Origin of the sequence: Staphylococcus equorum (genome assembly GCF_001747895.1) — a bacterium.
In the GTDB taxonomy this organism is placed as follows: Bacteria; Bacillota; Bacilli; order Staphylococcales; family Staphylococcaceae; genus Staphylococcus; species Staphylococcus equorum_A.
Genome location: NZ_LNNB01000009.1, coordinates 694,224 through 713,847, shown reverse-complemented (window position 1 = coordinate 713,847; position 19,624 = coordinate 694,224). Strand labels below are relative to the sequence as shown.

Annotated in this window: 18 protein-coding genes; all 18 read left to right on the top strand. The window is 33.8% G+C overall.

The genetic code is table 11. The annotated features are described in order from the left end of the window. Positions 1 to 117: 117 nt before the first annotated feature. Positions 118 to 1,083 (top strand): phospho-N-acetylmuramoyl-pentapeptide-transferase, encoded by a 966-nt coding sequence (mraY, locus tag AST02_RS05405; RefSeq protein ID WP_069816284.1) that lies wholly within the window; start codon positions 118 to 120, stop codon positions 1,081 to 1,083. A gap of 1 nt (position 1,084) precedes the next feature. Then, positions 1,085 to 2,434, top strand: coding sequence for a UDP-N-acetylmuramoyl-L-alanine--D-glutamate ligase (gene murD, locus AST02_RS05400; protein WP_069816282.1), 1,350 nt, complete (start codon positions 1,085 to 1,087; stop codon positions 2,432 to 2,434). Positions 2,435 to 2,449: 15 nt separating this feature from the next. Beyond that, the gene (locus tag AST02_RS05395) at positions 2,450 to 3,337 is read left to right on the top strand and encodes a cell division protein FtsQ/DivIB (RefSeq protein ID WP_069816274.1); all 888 of its coding nucleotides are present in this window, start codon (positions 2,450 to 2,452) and stop codon (positions 3,335 to 3,337) included. Between the two features lie 105 nt (positions 3,338 to 3,442). Next, positions 3,443 to 4,849 carry a cell division protein FtsA gene (gene ftsA / locus AST02_RS05390; RefSeq protein ID WP_069816273.1) on the top strand — a complete coding sequence of 469 codons (1,407 nt, stop codon included), beginning with the start codon at positions 3,443 to 3,445 and terminating at the stop codon, positions 4,847 to 4,849. A gap of 29 nt (positions 4,850 to 4,878) precedes the next feature. Continuing rightward, a complete protein-coding gene (gene ftsZ, locus AST02_RS05385; protein WP_069816271.1) occupies positions 4,879 to 6,051 on the top strand; it encodes a cell division protein FtsZ in 1,173 nt (390 codons plus the stop codon). Positions 6,052 to 6,284: 233 nt separating this feature from the next. Beyond that, positions 6,285 to 7,073, top strand: coding sequence for a peptidoglycan editing factor PgeF (gene pgeF / locus AST02_RS05380; protein ID WP_069816269.1), 789 nt, complete (start codon positions 6,285 to 6,287; stop codon positions 7,071 to 7,073). A 17-nt stretch (positions 7,074 to 7,090) separates the two neighbouring features. Then, positions 7,091 to 7,765, top strand: a complete 675-nt coding sequence (locus AST02_RS05375) for a YggS family pyridoxal phosphate-dependent enzyme (protein ID WP_069816267.1) — start codon at positions 7,091 to 7,093, stop codon at positions 7,763 to 7,765. A gap of 5 nt (positions 7,766 to 7,770) precedes the next feature. Continuing rightward, the gene (locus tag AST02_RS05370) at positions 7,771 to 8,367 is read left to right on the top strand and encodes a cell division protein SepF (RefSeq protein ID WP_002507930.1); all 597 of its coding nucleotides are present in this window, start codon (positions 7,771 to 7,773) and stop codon (positions 8,365 to 8,367) included. A 12-nt stretch (positions 8,368 to 8,379) separates the two neighbouring features. Beyond that, on the top strand, positions 8,380 to 8,670 hold the full coding sequence (locus AST02_RS05365; RefSeq protein ID WP_065337796.1) for a YggT family protein: 291 nt from the start codon (positions 8,380 to 8,382) through the stop codon (positions 8,668 to 8,670). 106 nt (positions 8,671 to 8,776) lie between these two features. After that, the gene (locus AST02_RS05360) at positions 8,777 to 9,556 is read left to right on the top strand and encodes a YlmH family RNA-binding protein (RefSeq protein ID WP_069816265.1); all 780 of its coding nucleotides are present in this window, start codon (positions 8,777 to 8,779) and stop codon (positions 9,554 to 9,556) included. 151 nt (positions 9,557 to 9,707) lie between these two features. Continuing rightward, positions 9,708 to 10,325 carry a DivIVA domain-containing protein gene (locus tag AST02_RS05355; RefSeq protein WP_021338697.1) on the top strand — a complete coding sequence of 206 codons (618 nt, stop codon included), beginning with the start codon at positions 9,708 to 9,710 and terminating at the stop codon, positions 10,323 to 10,325. Positions 10,326 to 10,581: 256 nt separating this feature from the next. After that, entirely contained in the window at positions 10,582 to 13,332 is a 2,751-nt protein-coding gene (gene ileS, locus AST02_RS05350; RefSeq protein ID WP_069816263.1) for an isoleucine--tRNA ligase, read from the top strand. Positions 13,333 to 13,523: 191 nt separating this feature from the next. Further along, positions 13,524 to 14,318, top strand: coding sequence for a VOC family protein (locus tag AST02_RS05345; protein ID WP_069816261.1), 795 nt, complete (start codon positions 13,524 to 13,526; stop codon positions 14,316 to 14,318). A gap of 4 nt (positions 14,319 to 14,322) precedes the next feature. Next, positions 14,323 to 14,796 (top strand): CHAP domain-containing protein, encoded by a 474-nt coding sequence (locus AST02_RS05340; protein ID WP_069816259.1) that lies wholly within the window; start codon positions 14,323 to 14,325, stop codon positions 14,794 to 14,796. Positions 14,797 to 15,552: 756 nt separating this feature from the next. Continuing rightward, positions 15,553 to 16,029, top strand: a complete 477-nt coding sequence (lspA, locus tag AST02_RS05335) for a signal peptidase II (protein ID WP_002507923.1) — start codon at positions 15,553 to 15,555, stop codon at positions 16,027 to 16,029. A gap of 12 nt (positions 16,030 to 16,041) precedes the next feature. Beyond that, positions 16,042 to 16,962: an RluA family pseudouridine synthase gene (locus AST02_RS05330; protein WP_065337802.1), complete on the top strand. Its 921-nt coding sequence runs from the start codon at positions 16,042 to 16,044 to the stop codon at positions 16,960 to 16,962. A 525-nt stretch (positions 16,963 to 17,487) separates the two neighbouring features. Next, positions 17,488 to 18,015, top strand: coding sequence for a bifunctional pyr operon transcriptional regulator/uracil phosphoribosyltransferase PyrR (pyrR, locus tag AST02_RS05325; RefSeq protein WP_002507921.1), 528 nt, complete (start codon positions 17,488 to 17,490; stop codon positions 18,013 to 18,015). A 277-nt stretch (positions 18,016 to 18,292) separates the two neighbouring features. Continuing rightward, complete coding sequence (locus AST02_RS05320) at positions 18,293 to 19,600, top strand: uracil-xanthine permease family protein (RefSeq protein WP_069816257.1); 1,308 nt, start codon at positions 18,293 to 18,295, stop codon at positions 19,598 to 19,600. Positions 19,601 to 19,624 lie beyond the last annotated feature (24 nt).

Genomic DNA, 19,624 nt, shown 5'->3' with positions numbered 1-19,624 from the left:
CAGTATTTAGTAGCGTATGACGTTAATTAAATAACTGGTAAAGCTACTTACCTCTATACATATTGTAGCCACTTAGCACTAAGAAATAATCCAATTAAATATATAAAGGAGCATAATATGGTTTATTTACTCGCAATTATTGCACTTTTAATCACTTTTATATTAGTCCCAGTATTGATACCAACGTTAAAAAGAATGAAATTTGGGCAAAGTATCAGGGAAGAGGGCCCACAAAGTCATATGAAAAAGACAGGCACACCTACAATGGGTGGACTTACTTTCCTGATTAGTATCATTGTAACTTCGATACTTGCAATTATTTTTATGGAAAATCCTAACCCAATAATTTTACTATTATTTGTAACAATAGGGTTTGGCTTAATCGGTTTCATAGATGATTACATCATTGTTGTGAAAAAGAACAATGAAGGATTAACAAGTAAACAAAAATTCTTAGCACAGATTGCGATAGCAGTCATCTTCTTCATTTTGAGCCAAGCGTTTAATTTAACTGATTTTTCTACAGGAATACATATTCCATTTACGAATACAGAAATACCACTATCCATTGCATATGTATTATTTATTGTGTTTTGGCAAGTAGGGTTCTCTAACGCAGTGAATTTAACAGATGGTTTAGACGGACTCGCAACCGGTTTATCTATAATTGGATTTGTTATGTATGCAATTATGGCTTATTTCCAAGGTGCTACATCTATCGGTCTGTTCTGTATTATTATGATTTTTGCATTAGTTGGGTTCTTACCATTCAATTTAAACCCAGCTAAAGTGTTTATGGGAGATACAGGTAGTTTGGCATTAGGTGGTATATTTGCCACAATTTCAATTATGCTAAACCAAGAATTATCACTCATTTTTATTGGTTTTGTGTTTGTTGCAGAAACTTTATCAGTAATTATTCAAGTTACATCTTATAAATTAACAGGCAAACGAATTTTCAAAATGTCACCATTACATCACCATTTCGAATTAGTTGGTTGGAATGAGAAGAAAGTTGTTACGGTATTTTGGACAGTAGGCTTGATTTCAGGACTAATTGGCCTATGGATTGGAGTGAATTAAATTGCTGAAATATACAGGGTTAGAAAATAAAAATGTATTAGTAATTGGTTTAGCAAAAAGTGGTTATGAAGCAGCTAAGTTGTTAAATAAGTTGGGCGCGAATGTCATAGTTAATGATGGCAAAGATTTAAGCCAAGACTCACATGCGAAAGACTTAGAAAATAGAGGGGTTAAAGTCATTGGTGGAGAACATCCGCTGTCTTTACTTGATAGCAATCCTATTATAGTTAAAAATCCTGGAATACCCTATACTGTACCTTTACTTGAAGCAGCTGTAGAAAAAGGCTTGAAAATCTTAACAGAAGTTGAATTGAGTTATTTGATATCAGAAGCACCTATTATTGGTGTCACAGGTACAAATGGTAAAACTACAGTAACGTCATTAATTGGCGATATGTTTCAAAAAAGTAGAGTAACAGGTAAAGTATCAGGGAATATTGGATATGTTGCTTCTAAAGTAGCTCAAGAGGTCACAGCAAGTGATTATTTAGTTACGGAACTATCTTCATTCCAACTACTTGGTATAGATCGATACAAGCCGCATATTGCTATTATCACAAATATATACTCGGCACATCTTGATTATCATGAATCATTAGAGAACTATCAAAATGCTAAAAAAGAAATTTATAAAAATCAAACTGAGGACGATTATTTAATCTGTAATTATCACCAGCGTCATTTAATTGAGTCGGAATCATTAAGTGCCAAAACCTATTACTTTTCTACACAACAAGAAGTTGATGGTATTTATGTAAAAGATGGTTTTATTGTGTTCAAAGGATTTAGAATCATTCATAAAGATGATTTAGTTTTACCGGGTGAACATAATTTAGAAAATATACTTGCTGCGACTTTAGCTGCACTTTTAGCTGGTGTATCAGTAAGAGCAATCATTGATAGTCTTACAACATTCTCTGGTATTGAACATAGATTACAATATATCGGCTCGAACAAAACGAATAAATATTACAATGATTCAAAAGCAACCAATACACTTGCAACACAATTTGCATTAAATTCATTTGATCAATCAATTATTTGGTTATGTGGTGGTTTAGATCGTGGTAACGACTTTGATGAACTTATTCCTTATATGAAAAACGTCAAGGTGATGGTCGCATTTGGAGAAACGCAAAGTAAATTTGTGAAGCTAGGTGAAAGTCAGGGCAAATACGTAATAACGGCGACTGACGTACAAGATGCAGTCGATAAAATACAAGACGCTATAGAACCAAATGACGTTGTACTTTTATCACCGGCCTGTGCAAGTTGGGATCAATACAATACTTTTGAAGAGCGTGGAAATAAATTTATAAAAAGTTTCCAAGCGCACTTACCTTCTTTTTAAAGGGTGTGAAAATGAATGACTAATAAAGTAAGTGAATTTGACTCTGAATACTTAAAAGAAAAACGAGCAAAACGTCGAAAACGACAAAAGCAAATTCAATATTCAGTATTTGGTGTATTGTTATTTATTATCATTTTGATTCTTATATATATGTTCACGCCTTTAAGTAAGATAAGCAGTGTGGAAATAAAAGGCAATGATAATGTTTCCAAAAGTGCAATCAATAAAGCGATTGACGTTAAAGACAACTCCAGAATGTACACATATAGCACTTCAAAAGCGACGGATAAATTAAAAGACAACAAATTGATAAAAAGCGCGAAAATCACGAAACAAATGCCTAACAAATTAACGGTTGAAGTCACTGAAAATCAAATTGTTGGAATGACGAAAAAGAAAGATAATTATGTGCCTATTCTAGAAAATGGTACAGAATTGAAAAACTATGATGGTAATGCAACGGATGATGGACCCATATTAGTAGGATTTGAAAAAGAGGAGAAAGAAAAAATTATTAATGAACTTGCAAAAATGCCAGCAAATGTGAGAGGTATGATTGCAGAAATTAAATATGATCCTCAAGAAAATTTACAAAATCAAATCAAATTATTCACATCTGATGACATTCAAATTCTTGGTAATCTCAATACGATTGCTAATAAAATGAAATATTATCCGCAAATGTCTCAATCGTTAGAACGTGATGAATCAGGCGAATTGAAAAAGTCAGGATATATTGATTTATCAGTAGGTGCATCATTTATTCCTTATGGTGGTGGTAATGAAACAAAATCAGCAAGTGACAAAAATGTAGACGAACAAACAACAGAAACAGATGCTGCAAAAGACGAGTTACAAAGTGCATTAAACAAAATAAATAAAGAATCAGACAAAAATAATTAAAAAATTTCGACAAATACACGTGTTTATAGTTCACAAGCATCAAAACGTATTGTAAACTGTTAATAGTGTGAACTTGAATAAGTTATTGTCAGGAGGTGCCTATCTATGGAAGAGCATTATTATGTAAGTATAGATATTGGTTCATCAAGCGTTAAAACGATAGTGGGCGAAAAATTTCACAATGGTATAAATGTGATAGGTACAGGACAGACCTACACAAGTGGGATTAAAAATGGTCTTATTGATGATTTCGATATCGCTAAACAAGCGATAAAAGATACAATCAAAAAAGCCTCTATTGCTTCAGGTGTTGATATTAAAGAAGTGTTTTTAAAACTTCCAATAGTCGGAACTGAAGTATTTGATGAAGCAAATGAAATAGAATTTCATGAAGATACAGAATTGAATGGTACACATATTGAAAGTGTGCTTGAAGGTATTCGCGAAAAAAATGATGTGCCAGAAACTGAAATTATAAATGCATTCCCAATTAAATTTATTGTTGATGGAGAAAATGAAGTTTCAGATCCAAAAGAATTAATTGCTAGACATGGTTTGAAAGTAGAAGCTGGTGTTATTGCAATTCAAAAATCAATTTTAATCAATATGATTAAATGTGTGGAATCTTGTGGCGTAGATGTATTAGATGTGTATTCAGATGCGTATAACTATGGTTCAGTGCTATCAGCTACTGAAAAAGAGCTAGGCACATGTATCATCGATATCGGTGAAGACATTACACAACTTGCATTTTATGAACGCGGTGAGCTTGTTGATGCTGAGGCAATAGAGATGGCTGGTCGAGATATCACAGAAGATATTTCGCAAGGTTTAAACACATCTTATGAAACAGCAGAAAAAATTAAACATCAATATGGTCACGCTTTCTTTGAATCTGCTTCTGATCATGATGTATTTAGTGTGGATCAAGTGGATAGTGAAGAAGAAGCTCAATTTACTCAAAAAGATTTAGCAGATATTATTGAAGCACGTGTTGAAGATATCTTCTTTAATGCATTTGATATATTACAAGATCTAGGACTTACTAAAGTTAACGGCGGTTTCGTTGTTACTGGTGGTTCAGCAAACTTATTAGGAGTTAAAGAATTACTACAAGATATGGTCAGTGAAAAAGTAAGAATTCATACACCATCACAAATGGGTATTAGAAAACCTGAATTTTCTTCAGCAATTTCAACAATTTCTAGTAGCATTACTTTCGACGAATTGTTAGATTATGTTACAATTAGTAATCATGACAGTGAAGAATTCGAAGAAGAAGTCATCGAATCTGATGAAAGAGAACATAGCACAAAATCAAGCGGATTTGACTGGTTCAAGAAAAAATCAAACAAACAAGAAGAGCCACAAACGTCAGCTTCTGAAATGGAAGAACCAGAAGCACCTGAGGAATACGACGAAAAAGTAGACGTCAACCAAGATGAAGAACGTAAACCTCAAGACAAAGAAGAAGGTAAATTCAAAAAACTTATGAAATCTCTATTCGATTGATTGGCCATTAAAACTAGGAGGAAATATAAATGTTAGAATTTGAACAAGGATTTAATCATTTAGCGACGTTGAAAGTCATCGGTGTAGGGGGCGGCGGTAACAACGCTGTAAACCGTATGATTGACCATGGTATGAATAATGTTGAATTTATTTCAATCAATACGGATGGACAAGCTTTAAACCTGTCTAAAGCTGAAGCTAAAATCCAAATTGGTGAAAAATTAACACGTGGTCTAGGCGCTGGAGCGAACCCAGACATTGGTAAAAAAGCTGCAGAAGAATCTCGTGAACAGATCGAAGATGCTATCCAAGGCGCAGATATGGTATTCGTAACTGCTGGTATGGGTGGCGGTACTGGTACTGGTGCTGCACCAGTCGTAGCAAAAATTGCTAAAGAAATGGGAGCATTAACAGTAGGTGTCGTTACACGTCCGTTTGGTTTTGAAGGTCGTAAGCGTCAAACACAAGCAGCAGCTGGTGTAGAAGCAATGAAAGCGGCTGTAGATACATTAATTGTTATTCCTAACGACAGATTATTGGATATCGTTGATAAATCAACACCAATGATGGAAGCATTTAAAGAAGCCGACAACGTATTACGTCAAGGTGTTCAAGGTATTTCTGATTTAATCGCAGTATCAGGTGAAGTAAACCTTGACTTTGCAGATGTGAAAACAATCATGTCTAACCAAGGTTCAGCATTAATGGGTATCGGCGTTTCTTCTGGCGAAAACCGCGCAGTAGAAGCAGCTAAAAAGGCGATTTCGTCACCATTATTAGAAACTTCAATCGTTGGTGCACAGGGTGTACTTATGAACATCACTGGTGGAGAGTCATTATCACTTTTCGAAGCACAAGAATCAGCTGATATCGTACAAGATGCAGCAGATGAAGATGTAAATATGATTTTCGGCACTGTAATTAATCCAGAATTACAAGACGAAATTGTAGTTACAGTTATCGCTACTGGATTTGAAGATAAACCTTCATCACAAGCACGTAAAGCTTCAAATACTGGTTTCGGTACAAGTGCAACAAGTAGTAACAGCACAAAAGAAGATACATTTGCATCAAATACAGCAAATACTTCTCAACCATCAGAAAGTGCTAGTGAAGGCAGAAGTCATACTACAAATGAAGATGACATTCCAAGCTTTATCAGAAATAGAGAAGAAAGACGTTCAAGAAGAACTAGACGTTAATTTTCGAACTAGCTCGCCTTGTGTACATAGGGCTTAAAGCTTAAAGTAGTCAATAATAAATACAATGATGTCATCAGGTCCAAAGATCTGATGACTTTTTTGAATTTTATTGCTATCTATGAGTATAACTTAATCATATATTTGTCTGAGATTTTAGAATAAATTATTGTCGCGGGTCTCCTATAAGAAGTCATAGCGAGAAATTGCAGTTTTAATTAATGGAGGGTCATAGTATGCATGATAAATTTATTAAAGATAATCATATATTGAAATATGAGGATAGCCATTTAAATAATGTAAAATTGGGTATAACAACAAGAGAAGAAGGTTTGAGTCCCTATCCCAAATCAGCTTTTAATATGGCTAGATATATTAACGATGATCCACAGCACGTTACACAACACCAAGAAGAGCTTGCAGCTGTAATTCAATACCCGAGAGAACAGTGGGTATTTCCTATACAAACGCATGAAAATAAAGTTGTAGAGGTGACAGCTAAAGATAGAGGTACGAATATTGATATTTTAACGGATGCTTTACATGGTGTAGATGCATTATATACGTATGAATCTGATCTTCTGCTTACAATGTGTTATGCGGACTGTGTACCTATATATTTTTATAGCGAAAAACATCATTACATCGCTTTAGCACATGCTGGTTGGAGGGGCACTGTCGGTCAAATTGTGAATGAAGTCATCCGCTATATCGATTTTAATTTAAATGATTTGAATATCGTTATTGGACCTGCAACTTCTACAACTTATGAAATTAATGATGATATTAAAGCAAAATTTGAATCATTACCGATAGATATGAATGAATACATTAAGACAAGAGCCAATGACAGACATGGCATTGATTTAAAACGTGCAAATGCTTTATTACTTGAAAATGCAGGTGTTCCTAAAGATAATATTTATATTACCAACTATGCGACATCTGAAGATTTATCCTTATTTTTCTCATATAGAGTAGAGAAAGGGAATACTGGCCGTATGTTAGCATTTATCGGTCAATAATGAAGAGGTGTAGAGATTTGAACGTACAACAGAATTTAGAACAAATTGAAAAACAATTAAAAACATACTCCGAAAAAGGTAATATTTCAACGTTACCAAACGTGATTGCAGTGACAAAGTATGTTACAATAGACCGAGCTAATGATGCTTATAATGCGGGGATTAGACATTTTGGTGAGAATCGTTTAGAAGGATTTCAACTTAAAAAAGAAGCTTTACCTGATGATGTTGTAATGCACTTTATTGGTTCGTTACAGACAAGAAAGGTGAAAGAAGTGATCAATGAAATTGATTACTTTCATGCATTAGATCGTCTTAAATTAGCAAAAGAAATTAACAAAAGGGCGGAACACAAAATAAAGTGTTTTGTTCAAGTAAATGTTTCAGGTGAAGAATCTAAACAAGGTGTTGCATTGAAAGATGTGAATACTTTTATTGAAACGTTGGAACAATATGAAAATTTAGAAGTAGTTGGTCTTATGACTATGGCTCCATTAACTGATGACGAGTCATATATAAAAAGCTTATTTCAATCATTAAAGAATAAAAGAGATGAGATTAAAGCGCTCAATTTAAATTATGCACCATGTACTGAGTTATCGATGGGAATGAGTAATGATTTCCATTTAGCTGCTGAAGAAGGTGCGTCATTTGTGAGAATTGGGACTAAACTTGTAGGAAAAGAGGAGTGAGCCCCGTGGCTTTAAAAGATTTATTTAGTGGATTTTTCGTGGTTGAAGAAGAAGATGACGAATTAGAAGCACCAGAAGAAGAACAAGGTAGACAACAAAACAAGCAACAAGCGCAGTCTCAAACGAATTTCAATGAATATAAAAATAATGAAAATACAGAGCGACAAAGATCCATACAATCCGTTCCCAAAAAGCAGTCATCAAGATTACAGCAATCCTCAGGTGAAAGGAAGTATCAAATGAATAACACTTCATCAAAAAATAATGCAAGGAACGTTGTGAATATGAATAATCAAGAACAAGATCAATTCGGTTTTACAGAAGAAAGTTCTAAAATGTGTTTATTTGAACCACGTGTTTTTTCAGATACTCAAGATATTGCAGACGAACTCAAAAATCGTCGCGCAACTTTAGTTAATTTACAGCGTATTGATAAAGTTTCTGCTAAACGTATTATCGACTTTTTAAGCGGTACAGTTTATGCAATCGGTGGAGACATTCAACGCGTAGGATCAGATATATTCTTATGTACTCCAGATAATATAGAAGTAGCTGGTAGTATAACAGATCACATAGAAAATATGGAATACCAAGGTGAATAGAGGTAATAATAAATGGATATAGGTTTATTAGGAAGTATATTTAGTTTTATTTTATTCTTGGTTCAAATTTATTATTACGGAATGATTGTTTATTTCTTTATGTCATGGATACCTAATGCACGAGAAAATAAATTCGGTCAATTTTTGGCTAAAATCTATGAACCATTTTTAGAACAGTTCCGTAAAATTATTCCTCCAATTGGTATGATTGATATATCATCAATTGTAGCAATAATTGTACTTGTCTTATTCAGATCAGGTTTAGCAAGTATTTTTAATCTAATTTTGAGTAATTTAGCTTAAATAAATTTACGTTAAATAGAATTTAAGTTTAATTATAACTAATGTATAAAATAAATGAGAAGCACCTAACGTTGTATGACGCGAGGTGCTTTCTCTTGTATGTGGAGTGATTAGCATCGATATTTACCAGCATTTTAGAAAAGAAGAACATGAATTAATAGATCAACTTATGGATAAGTGTAATCGTGCGAATGAGCAGTATGCGCCTATATTAACACCATTTCTAGATCCACGTGGACAATATATTATGAGTGTCATAGTCGGTAGCTATGGTGATTTAGAAGTGACATACTTTGGTGGGCCTTATGCAGAACGCAAAAGGGCTATTGTTGCGCCTGATTATTTTGTGCCAGAAGAAGAACTGTTTGAAATTGTATTGCTTGAAATAGACTATCCTCAAAAGTTTGTAACGCTACAACATCAACATATATTAGGAACAATTATGTCTTTAGGGATAGAAAGAGAGCAATTAGGAGATATTATTGTAGATGACTCAATTCAATTTACTTTGACAAAGCAATTGGAATCTTATATTATGTTAGAGCTAAATAGAATTAAGGGTGCTACAGTTAAACTTAATTCTATTCCTATAAAAGATATGATACAATCAAAAGAGCATTGGCAAACATATGAAACTACTGTGAGTGGTTTGCGTTTAGATGTCATCCTAAAAGAAATGATTCGCAAATCGCGTACAATTGCTAAACAATTAATTGATAAAAAGCGTGTCAAGGTCAATCATACAATGATTGACGCTACAGATTTTCAACTTGATAGTGGTGACTTATTGTCAATCCAAGGTTATGGTAGAGCAATGATTACTGATATTGGTGGTAAAACTAAAAAAGATAAAGTAAGAATTTCGTATAAAACTTTATTCAAATAATGTTATACTTATCTAACGTATAAACAAGTCAAATTAGATTTCAATCAATAAAAATGCATACAAATAAAAAAATAGAAAATATAGACATAAAGCACTATTTCAGATATTTAAAGAAGTGCTAAAATAGTGTATTATAGAAGGAGGATAACGCATGCCTTTTACACCAAATGAAATAAAAAACAAAGACTTTACACGCGTAAAAACTGGTTTTGAACCAACTGAGGTTGAAAGCTATTTAGAACAACTAAGTAACGAAATTGAACGTTTAAAAGAAGACAAAAAGCAATTAGAGAAAGTCATTGAAGATAAAGATACAAACATCCAGTCTTATAAAGATGTTCATCAATCTGTAAGTGATGCTTTAATTCATGCGAAACAAGCTGGGGAAGAAACAAAATTAGCTGCAACTAAAGATGCTGAAGCAACAGTTTCTAAAGCACAAAGTGAAGCTAATAAAATCGTTAATGATGCAGTTGAAAAAGCACGTCGTCTTTCATTCCAAACTGAAGACATGAAACGCCAATCAAAAATATTTAGATCACGTTTCCGTATGTTAGTTGAGGCTCAACTTGATTTACTAAAAAGCGAAGATTGGGATTATTTATTAAATTATGATCTTGATTCTGAACAAGTAACTCAAGAGAATATTAATCATTTACATGAAAATGATTTGACTGAAGAAGAAAAAGCGATGAAAGCGAAAGCAGAAGCAGATAGTACTGCAGAAGCAGACGCTCAGGCTACAAATACTGAAACAGATAAAAAATAGTAATTAATATAAATAACAGACGCGTAAGCATCTCTTTGCATATCAAAGCGAGTTAGGGACAGTGAGAGCCTTTCATATGTAAGATGTTTATATCACTGTTATTTTAAAAAAATATATGAACAATGAGAGAACTCTAAGTTGAGTTAATCAGGGTGGTAACGCGGTATTAATCGTCCCTGTTAATTGAACTTAGGGTTCTTTTTATTGTACGAATGAATTGAATTTAGTATGAAAATCGGAACAAGGAGTGTATAAAATGGATTATAAAGAAACGTTATTAATGCCAAAAACAGATTTCCCAATGCGCGGAGGGTTACCAAATAAAGAACCTAAAATCCAAGAAGAATGGGAAGCTCAAAACATTTATCAAAAAGTGTTAGATAAAAATGAAGGGAATCCATCATACATTTTACATGATGGCCCACCATACGCTAATGGTAATTTGCATATGGGACATGCACTGAATAAAATCTTAAAAGACATGATGATTAGATATAAATCAATGCGTGGTTTTTATGCACCTTACGTCCCAGGTTGGGATACGCACGGTTTACCTATTGAACAAGCACTAACTAAAAAAGGTGTTAAACGTAAAGAATTATCTATTGCTGAATTCAGAAAAAAATGTGAAGCATTTGCTTTAGAACAAATTGAAAATCAGAAAAAAGATTTTAAACGTTTAGGTGTTAAAGGTGATTTTGATAATCCATATATCACGTTAAAACCAGAATATGAAGCAGCGCAAATTCGTTTATTTGGCGAAATGGCAGACAAAGGATTAATTTATAAAGGTAAAAAACCTGTATATTGGTCACCATCAAGTGAATCTTCACTTGCAGAAGCAGAAATAGAATATCAAGATAAACGTTCGGCTTCTATCTACGTAGCATTTGATGTTAAAGATGGTAAGGGCGTTGTAGATTCAGATGCAAAATTCATCATTTGGACAACAACACCATGGACATTACCTTCTAACGTAGCGATTACAGTACATCCTGATTTAACTTATGGTCAATATAATGTGAATGGTAAAAAATACATTATCGGTAAAGACTTAGCGAGTGATGTTGTTGAAGCATTAGGCTGGGATGAAAACACGCTTGAATTAGAAAAAGAATTTAAAGGTAGCGAATTAGAGTATGTGGAAACACAACATCCATTTGTTGACCGTGTTTCATTGGTTATCAATGGCTTACATGTTACTACTGATGCTGGTACAGGTTGTGTTCATACAGCGCCTGGTCATGGTGAAGATGACTATATCGTTGGTCAGAAGTACAAATTACCTGTAATTAGCCCAGTTGATGATAAAGGTGTCTTTACAGAAGAAGCTGGTCAATTTGAAGGTATGTTCTATGACAAAGCTAATAAAGCAATTACGGATGTGTTAAAAGAAAAAGACGCTTTATTAAATTTAGAATTTATCACACATAGTTATCCTCATGATTGGCGTACGAAAAAACCTGTTATCTTCAGAGCAACGCCACAATGGTTTGCTTCTATTGATAAAGTACGTCAAGATATCTTAGATGCAATCGAAGTAACTGATTTTAAAGTAGATTGGGGTAAAACACGTATCTTCAATATGATCCGTGACCGTGGTGAATGGGTTATTTCACGTCAACGTGTATGGGGCGTACCATTACCAGTATTTTATGCTGAAAATGGTGACATCATCATGACAAACGAAACTGTTAATCATGTTGCAGATTTATTTGAAACATTTGGTTCTAATGTTTGGTTTGAACGTGATGCAAAAGATTTATTACCAGAAGGATTTACACACCCAAGTAGTCCAAATGGTGAATTTACTAAAGAAACAGATATTATGGACGTTTGGTTTGATTCTGGTTCTTCTCACAGAGGCGTTTTAGAAGGCCGCCCGGAACTATCTTATCCAGCTGATTTATACATTGAAGGTAGTGACCAATACCGTGGTTGGTTTAACTCATCAATCACAACTTCTGTTGCGACAAGAGGTAAATCACCATATAAAATGCTCTTATCTCACGGTTTTGTTATGGACGGATCAGGTAAAAAAATGAGTAAATCATTAGGTAACGTGATTGTGCCAGATCAAATTGTTAAACAAAAAGGTGCAGATATTGCACGACTTTGGGTAAGTAGTGTTGATTACTTAGCTGACGTTCGTATCTCAGATGAAATCTTAAAACAAACTTCTGATGTGTATCGTAAAATCAGAAATACATTAAGATTTATGTTAGGGAACGTGAGTGATTATAACCCTGCTACCGATGCATTAGCTGAAGCAGATTTATTAGAAGTAGATAAATATCTATTAAATAGACTACGTGAATTTACAGCAAATACTTTAGATCATTATGATAACTATGACTACTTAGACATCTATCAAGAAGTTCAAAACTTTATTAACGTAGAACTAAGTAATTTCTATTTAGATTATGGTAAAGATATTTTATATATTGAAGAACGTGATTCTCATAAACGTCGTAGTATGCAAACAGTGTTATACCAAATTGTAGTGGATATGACGAAACTATTAGCACCAATCTTAGTGCATACTGCTGAAGAAGTGTGGTCTCATATTCCTCATGTTGAAGAAGAAAGTATTCACTTAACTCGTATGCCAGAACGCACTGAAGTTGACCGTGAATTTTTAGATAGATGGAATACATTTATGAATTTACGTGATGACGTTAACCGTGCATTAGAAGCAGCACGTGGTGAAAAAGTAATTGGTAAATCGTTAGAAGCTAAAGTTATAATTGGCAGTAATGAGAACTTTGATGCAACATCATTTTTACAACAATTCTCTGATTTACAGCAGTTATTCATCACTTCTCAAGCAGAAGTAGTGGAATCAGTTGAAAACGGTGTGGCTTATCAATATGGTGATATCCGTATTGAACACGCGCATGGTGAAAAATGTCAACGTTGTTGGAATTATAGTGAAGAACTCGGTTCAGTTGGCGAACTTGATGATTTATGTCCGCGTTGTCAAGAAGTTGTAAAGACACTCGTATAAAACGTAGCACCATCAATTATTAATAATTGAGTCTGAGACATGTATTTTGTCTCAGGCTCTTTTCATGTTTGAACTCCTAAGATAATTATGAAGAAATAAATAAAAATAATAGTATTGAATGAGCTTTTTTAATGTATAAAAATGGATTTCAAGTATACTGAATTTATTAGAGTTTTAGAAAGGTGTTATACATGTTCCATAGTCAAAGCGCACATTTTGTAAATGGCATTACGTTAAATGTTAGAGATAAAGATGAAATGAAACAATTTTATGAAAATATCATAGGTATGAATGTAGTAAATGAATCTTATTCAACAATCCAATATGAGATTGGTAATTTAAATCATTTTATGACTTTTAATCAAGTTATACAGGGCAGAGAGCCATTACGTTCAGAAGCAGGATTATTTCACTTGGCGATTAGGTTGCCTGCAAAGACAGACCTTGCAGATTTGCTTGTTCAAATAAGTGAAGCGGGTATTCCAGTACATGGTGGAGAGCATGATGTGACGACCTCATTATATTTAGAAGACCCTGAAAGCAATGGATTAGAATTTTATGTTGATAATCCAATTGAAGACTGGTTATTTGAAGATGAAAAAGTAGTGCTTGAAACACAACCGATTAACGTGCCAAATTTATTAACGTTTACTTCAAATGAAAAATGGCAAGGTATTCCAGATGAAAGCGTCATTGGATATTTGAATTTAAAATCGATTGATTTAAGCAAAGTAAAGCAGTACTATAATAATTATTTCGGACTTGAAACATCATCATTAGAAACAGATGGCGCATTTTACTTATCCTCTAATGGTTATCACCAACATTTAGTGGTTAATAATTGGCTATCAAGTATTAAACGAATTGAAAATAATAGAACATATGGTTTAGCAATTATTGATTTTCATTACCCTGAAACTACTCACAAATTATTAACAGGCCCAGATGGTATACAATTTCGATTTAATTATAATAAGGTCGTGTGAATTAATGAAAAAAAGACTTGGTACGATGTTTGCGATAAGTACTATTATTATTGTTGCTGCCGCATATGAAGGATTAGATAACCAAGATATGACTGAGCCAACAAATCATTTTTGGTCGTTAGATCCAATGAAATATAATACGTATACTAAAGGACAATGCACGCACTACGTCTTTGAAAAAGTAAGAGAAGATGGTATGAAAATAGGGAAAAATTGGAACGACGCAAAGTATTGGGCATCGTTTGCACAAAAAAGTGACTATAAAGTAAATCAATCACCTAAGGTAGGGAGCATTTTACAGACTGCTGAAGGTGAGTATGGTCATGTAGCTTATATTGAACAACGAAATGACAATGGTTCATTAGAAGTGAGTGAAATGAATTATAACAAGCCTTTTGAAATATCAAACCGAATTATAACGAAAGACGAAGTTAAAGATTATAAATATATCCATCCTAAGAAAAACGCAAGTGTTTAAACATAATAGTATATACAGGTAGTACTTGTGCATGCTTTCCGCGGGCACAGCCTCATCCTGTAGTCTTCGGCACGTGCTTTTCCCGCAGGAGTCAGCACAAGTCGCTACCTTGATTTAATAGCAAAATAATATGAAATATGTTTTCGATAACTCATGACTATATTTTTAATAGCAAGATTTATTTAATATATATTTGTATAGTTTTTTATTTTGTAACAGTACTTGAGCATGCTTTCCGCGGGCACAGCCTTAGCCTGTAGTCTTCGGCACGTGCTTTTCCCGCAGGAGTCAGCACAAGTCGTTACCTTGATTTAATAGTAAAATAATATGAAATATATTTTCGATAACTCATGACTATATTTTTAATAGCAAGATTTATTTAATATATATTTGTATAGTTTTTTATTTTGTTACAGTACTTGTGCATGCTTTCCGCGGGCACAACTTCAACTTGCAGTATTCAACTCATGTTGAAACATATGCTGGGTGTAGGCGCTTCTATATCATACTGTTATTACATCAACATAAAATATTTCATCTACATTTAAAACTAGGCAACATGGTGAGCCGTTTGATTGTTAAATGTAGATGATTTTTTAATTGGTTTATTGTCTATGTGAATAATATTAGCGTTTTAAGTATTAATAATGTAACTTTTTTACCAGATATTCAAACTGTAACTTTTTTTATAAGTTTGATTAGGATATAATGAAAGATGTTGTAAAAGCGACTGAGATTAGAATAGGAGGTACAGACATGAAACGTCCGTACTATATTGGTATTTCTTTATTCATAACAATCGTTATATTAATATTAGATCAAATCACAAAATTTATTGTTGCTAGTTCAATGAAGGTTGGAGAAACATTTGAAGTTATTCCCAACTTTTTAAATATAACTTCTCACAGAAATGATGGTGCCGCTTGGGGTATTATGAGCGGGAAGATGGGCTTTTTCTATATAATTACAGTTATTATACTCGTAGTGCTCATTGTATTTTATATTAAAGAAGCAAAACACAGTTTGTTAATGCAAATCGCTATTAGTTTATTATTTGCAGGTGCTTTAGGTAACTTTATTGATCGCGTGTTGCACGGCGAAGTTGTTGACTTTATTGACACATATATATTTGGTTATAACTTCCCAATATTTAATGTAGCTGACTCTAGTTTGACGATAGGCGTTTTGTTAATTATTATCGCTTTGTTAACAGATATGAAGAACGAAGAATAGGAGAGATTTTGCATGACTATACATGAGTATAAAATAGAAAATAAAGATGACGCAGGCCAGCGTATCGACAAAGTATTACCTGAATTCAATTCAGATTGGTCACGTACACAGATCCAAGATTGGATTAAATTATCACTTGTAAAAGTAAATGATAAGCTAATTAAGCCAAATTATAAGACGAAGTTAAACGACCATATTGTAGTAACTGAAAAAGAAATTGTAGAAGCAGATATCAATCCAGAAAATTTAAATTTAGATATATATTATGAAGATGATGATGTAGCAATCGTCTATAAACCTAAAGGCATTGTGGTGCATCCTTCAGCTGGGCATTCAACAGGGACACTTGTAAATGGTTTAATGTATCAAATGAAAAATTTATCTGGCATTAATGGTGAAGTACGTCCAGGTATTGTACACCGTATTGATAAAGACACATCTGGTCTATTAATGGTAGCCAAAAATGATATTGCACATCGTAGTTTAGTGGATCAATTAGTTAAGAAAACTGTGACACGTAAATACGTAGCACTTGTTCACGGCAATATACCGCATGATTACGGTACAATAGAGGCACCAATTGGTAGAAATAAAAACGATCGTCAATCAATGGCAGTGGTTGATGATGGTAAAGAAGCGGTTACACATTTTAATGTATTAGAGCATTTTAACAATTATACTTTAGTAGAATGTGAATTAGAAACAGGGCGTACACACCAAATACGTGTACATATGAAATATATTGGATTCCCTCTTGTAGGTGATCCAAAATATGGACAGAAGAAAACCCTGAATATTGGTGGACAAGCACTACATGCAGGTATCATTGGTTTTGAACACCCAGTGACACAAGAATATATTGAAAAGTCTACACCACTCCCTGAAGACTTTGAGCAATTATTAGCAGATATTCGTAAAAGTGATACTAAATAATAAGCATAAACTTGAAAGATAAAGTTTTGAAGATTTCAAGTTAATATATAAGCACAAGCTACTAGAATTCTATATTTAGAACCTAGTAGCTTTTTTATGTTTGTTTATAAGCAAGAAAAATCACCATATGAATGAAATAAACATCTTCTAATGATTAACTTGAATTTTAATTGACCGCTTGCAAGTGAATTGTATTCATGGTAGTATAGTGACAGTTTAATAGAACGTCATACGTCTTTAAATGAAAGTCCAGAGAGGCTTCGAAGACATGTAGTTAATATAAGGTACATAAACATATTGTGTGTTTGTGAAAGCAAATGAACACTGTTGTAGCTGAAGTTTATCAGCGCAATGGGAAACATAGCGGTTAAATCCCTGTGTAGAGAAAGCATCTAAGTTAAGTGAAGATAAATCTCTTGTTTGTTTATGATAACTTATAACTAAACCTCATGTCTTAATAAAGACATGAGGTTTTCTTTGTATTAAATGAGATAGATATTTATCAAATTAAGGAAGGTGCCTAAAATGTCAGAACGAGTTATTATGGATGAAGCAGCGATTCAAAGAACGGTGACACGTATTGCACATGAAATTTTAGAGTATAATAAAGGTACTGATAATTTAATATTGCTAGGTATTAAAACGCGCGGTGCATTTTTAGCGCGACGTATTCAACAAAAAATTGAACGCATAGAAGAGAAACTTGTACCAACTGGAACGATTGATATCACTCAATTTAGAGATGATTTAGAACAGACAATAAATGAAGCTGAAGAAAGCGCATATGAAATTGATGTTAATATTACAAATCAAGTCGTAATTATCATTGATGATGTTTTATATACAGGACGAACGGTGAGGGCTTCCTTAGACGCAGTGTTACAATACGCTAGACCTAAGAAAATAGGGTTAGCTACACTGGTTGATCGAGGACATCGAGAATTACCGATACGTGCAGACTTCGTTGGTAAAAACATACCAACAGCAAGGGAAGAAGCTGTGGCAGTTTTTCTTGAAGAAATCGATGATAGAAATGCAGTAGTAATTGAATAGCACCTTTTAATTCAGTACGAGAGACTGGAAAAGGGAAGAGGATTTAAATTTTCAGCTACGATCTAAGCATTAGATACGTAAGCAATTCATTTATAGTTGTCAAATGCACGATGTTGATAACATTCCTCTTCACATATACTTTGTTTTATTGCGAGTTATCTATAGTCAAAATGTCAATGGCTATAAATCAACTTAGCAATAATCAAGATATATACTTTTTAGTCTCTTTACATGAATTTAATGTAAAGAGATTTTTTTATGAGAGGAAGCATAAAACATGGAAAATGAAACAATGTTTGAACGGACAGTTAAGCCAGTATTAGATGTGCAAGATAGACCTAAATTAGGACAATGGGCATTCCTGAGTACACAACATTTATTTGCGATGTTTGGGTCAACTGTACTCGTACCATTTTTAACAGGATTACCTATATCTTCAGCGTTATTAGCTTCTGGTGTAGGGACATTGTTATACATACTAATTACCAAAGCGAAGATACCAGCATACTTAGGGTCGAGCTTTGCATTTATTACACCCATTATTACAGGACTTAATTCACATAGCTTAGGTGACATGTTGATGGCGTTGTTTATGAGCGGTGTAATGTATGTACTCATCGGGTTAGCAATTAGATTAACTGGAACAGCATGGCTGATGCATTTACTGCCGCCGGTTGTTGTAGGACCAGTCATTATGGTTATAGGGTTAAGTTTGGCACCTACGGCAGTGAATATGGCAATGTTTGAGAATTCCTCAGAGATGCAAGGATATAATCTAAGTTATTTAGCAGTAGCAATGACCACATTGATTGTAACAATCATAGTGCAGGGTTATTTCAAAGGCTTCCTATCCTTGATACCAGTATTAATTGGTATTATCACAGGTTACATCCTTTCAGCATTGATGGGACTTGTCAATTTTGCGCCAATAGCGCAAGCAAAATGGTTACAATTTCCGGACGTGTATTTGCCATTTAAAGACTATACACCATCCATTCACATGGGATTAATCATTGTCCTGATTCCTATTGTCTTTGTGACTGTAAGTGAGCACATTGGTCATCAAATGGTTATTAATAAAATTGTAGGGCGTAACTTTTTTAAAGACCCAGGTTTAGATCGTTCGATTATTGGCGATGGTGTTTCTACCATGTTTGCAAGTTTGATTGGTGGCCCCCCAAGCACGACTTATGGTGAAAATATTGGCGTTTTAGCCATTACAAAAATTTATAGTGTTTACGTCATCGGAGGCGCAGCAGTTATTGCTATTATTTTAGGGTTTGTTGGTAAATTTACAGCGCTCGTTTCATCTATACCTACACCTGTAATGGGAGGCGTATCAATATTACTTTTTGGTATTATCGCAGCAAGTGGTCTGAGGATGCTAGTCGAAAGTGAAGTTGATTTTGCAAGTAACCGCAATCTTGTTATTGCATCAGTCATCCTTGTAATTGGTATTGGTAATCTCGTCTTTAACTTAAATGGCGTCGGTATCAATATGCAAATTGAAGGTATGGCATTAGCAGCTTTAGCAGGCATTATACTCAATCTTATCTTACCTAAGGAAACACCCGCGAATAAATAAGCATTGATCATTATGAGGAGGCTA

Coding starts and splice junctions, on each gene's coding strand:
- mraY (WP_069816284.1), top strand. CDS start 118: ATGGTTTATTTACTCGCAATTATTGCACTTTTAATCACTTTTATATTA.
- AST02_RS05395 (WP_069816274.1), top strand. CDS start 2,450: ATGACTAATAAAGTAAGTGAATTTGACTCTGAATACTTAAAAGAAAAA.
- ftsA (WP_069816273.1), top strand. CDS start 3,443: ATGGAAGAGCATTATTATGTAAGTATAGATATTGGTTCATCAAGCGTT.
- ftsZ (WP_069816271.1), top strand. CDS start 4,879: ATGTTAGAATTTGAACAAGGATTTAATCATTTAGCGACGTTGAAAGTC.
- pgeF (WP_069816269.1), top strand. CDS start 6,285: ATGCATGATAAATTTATTAAAGATAATCATATATTGAAATATGAGGAT.
- AST02_RS05365 (WP_065337796.1), top strand. CDS start 8,380: ATGGATATAGGTTTATTAGGAAGTATATTTAGTTTTATTTTATTCTTG.
- AST02_RS05355 (WP_021338697.1), top strand. CDS start 9,708: ATGCCTTTTACACCAAATGAAATAAAAAACAAAGACTTTACACGCGTA.
- ileS (WP_069816263.1), top strand. CDS start 10,582: ATGGATTATAAAGAAACGTTATTAATGCCAAAAACAGATTTCCCAATG.
- AST02_RS05345 (WP_069816261.1), top strand. CDS start 13,524: ATGTTCCATAGTCAAAGCGCACATTTTGTAAATGGCATTACGTTAAAT.
- AST02_RS05340 (WP_069816259.1), top strand. CDS start 14,323: ATGAAAAAAAGACTTGGTACGATGTTTGCGATAAGTACTATTATTATT.
- lspA (WP_002507923.1), top strand. CDS start 15,553: ATGAAACGTCCGTACTATATTGGTATTTCTTTATTCATAACAATCGTT.
- AST02_RS05330 (WP_065337802.1), top strand. CDS start 16,042: ATGACTATACATGAGTATAAAATAGAAAATAAAGATGACGCAGGCCAG.
- pyrR (WP_002507921.1), top strand. CDS start 17,488: ATGTCAGAACGAGTTATTATGGATGAAGCAGCGATTCAAAGAACGGTG.
- AST02_RS05320 (WP_069816257.1), top strand. CDS start 18,293: ATGGAAAATGAAACAATGTTTGAACGGACAGTTAAGCCAGTATTAGAT.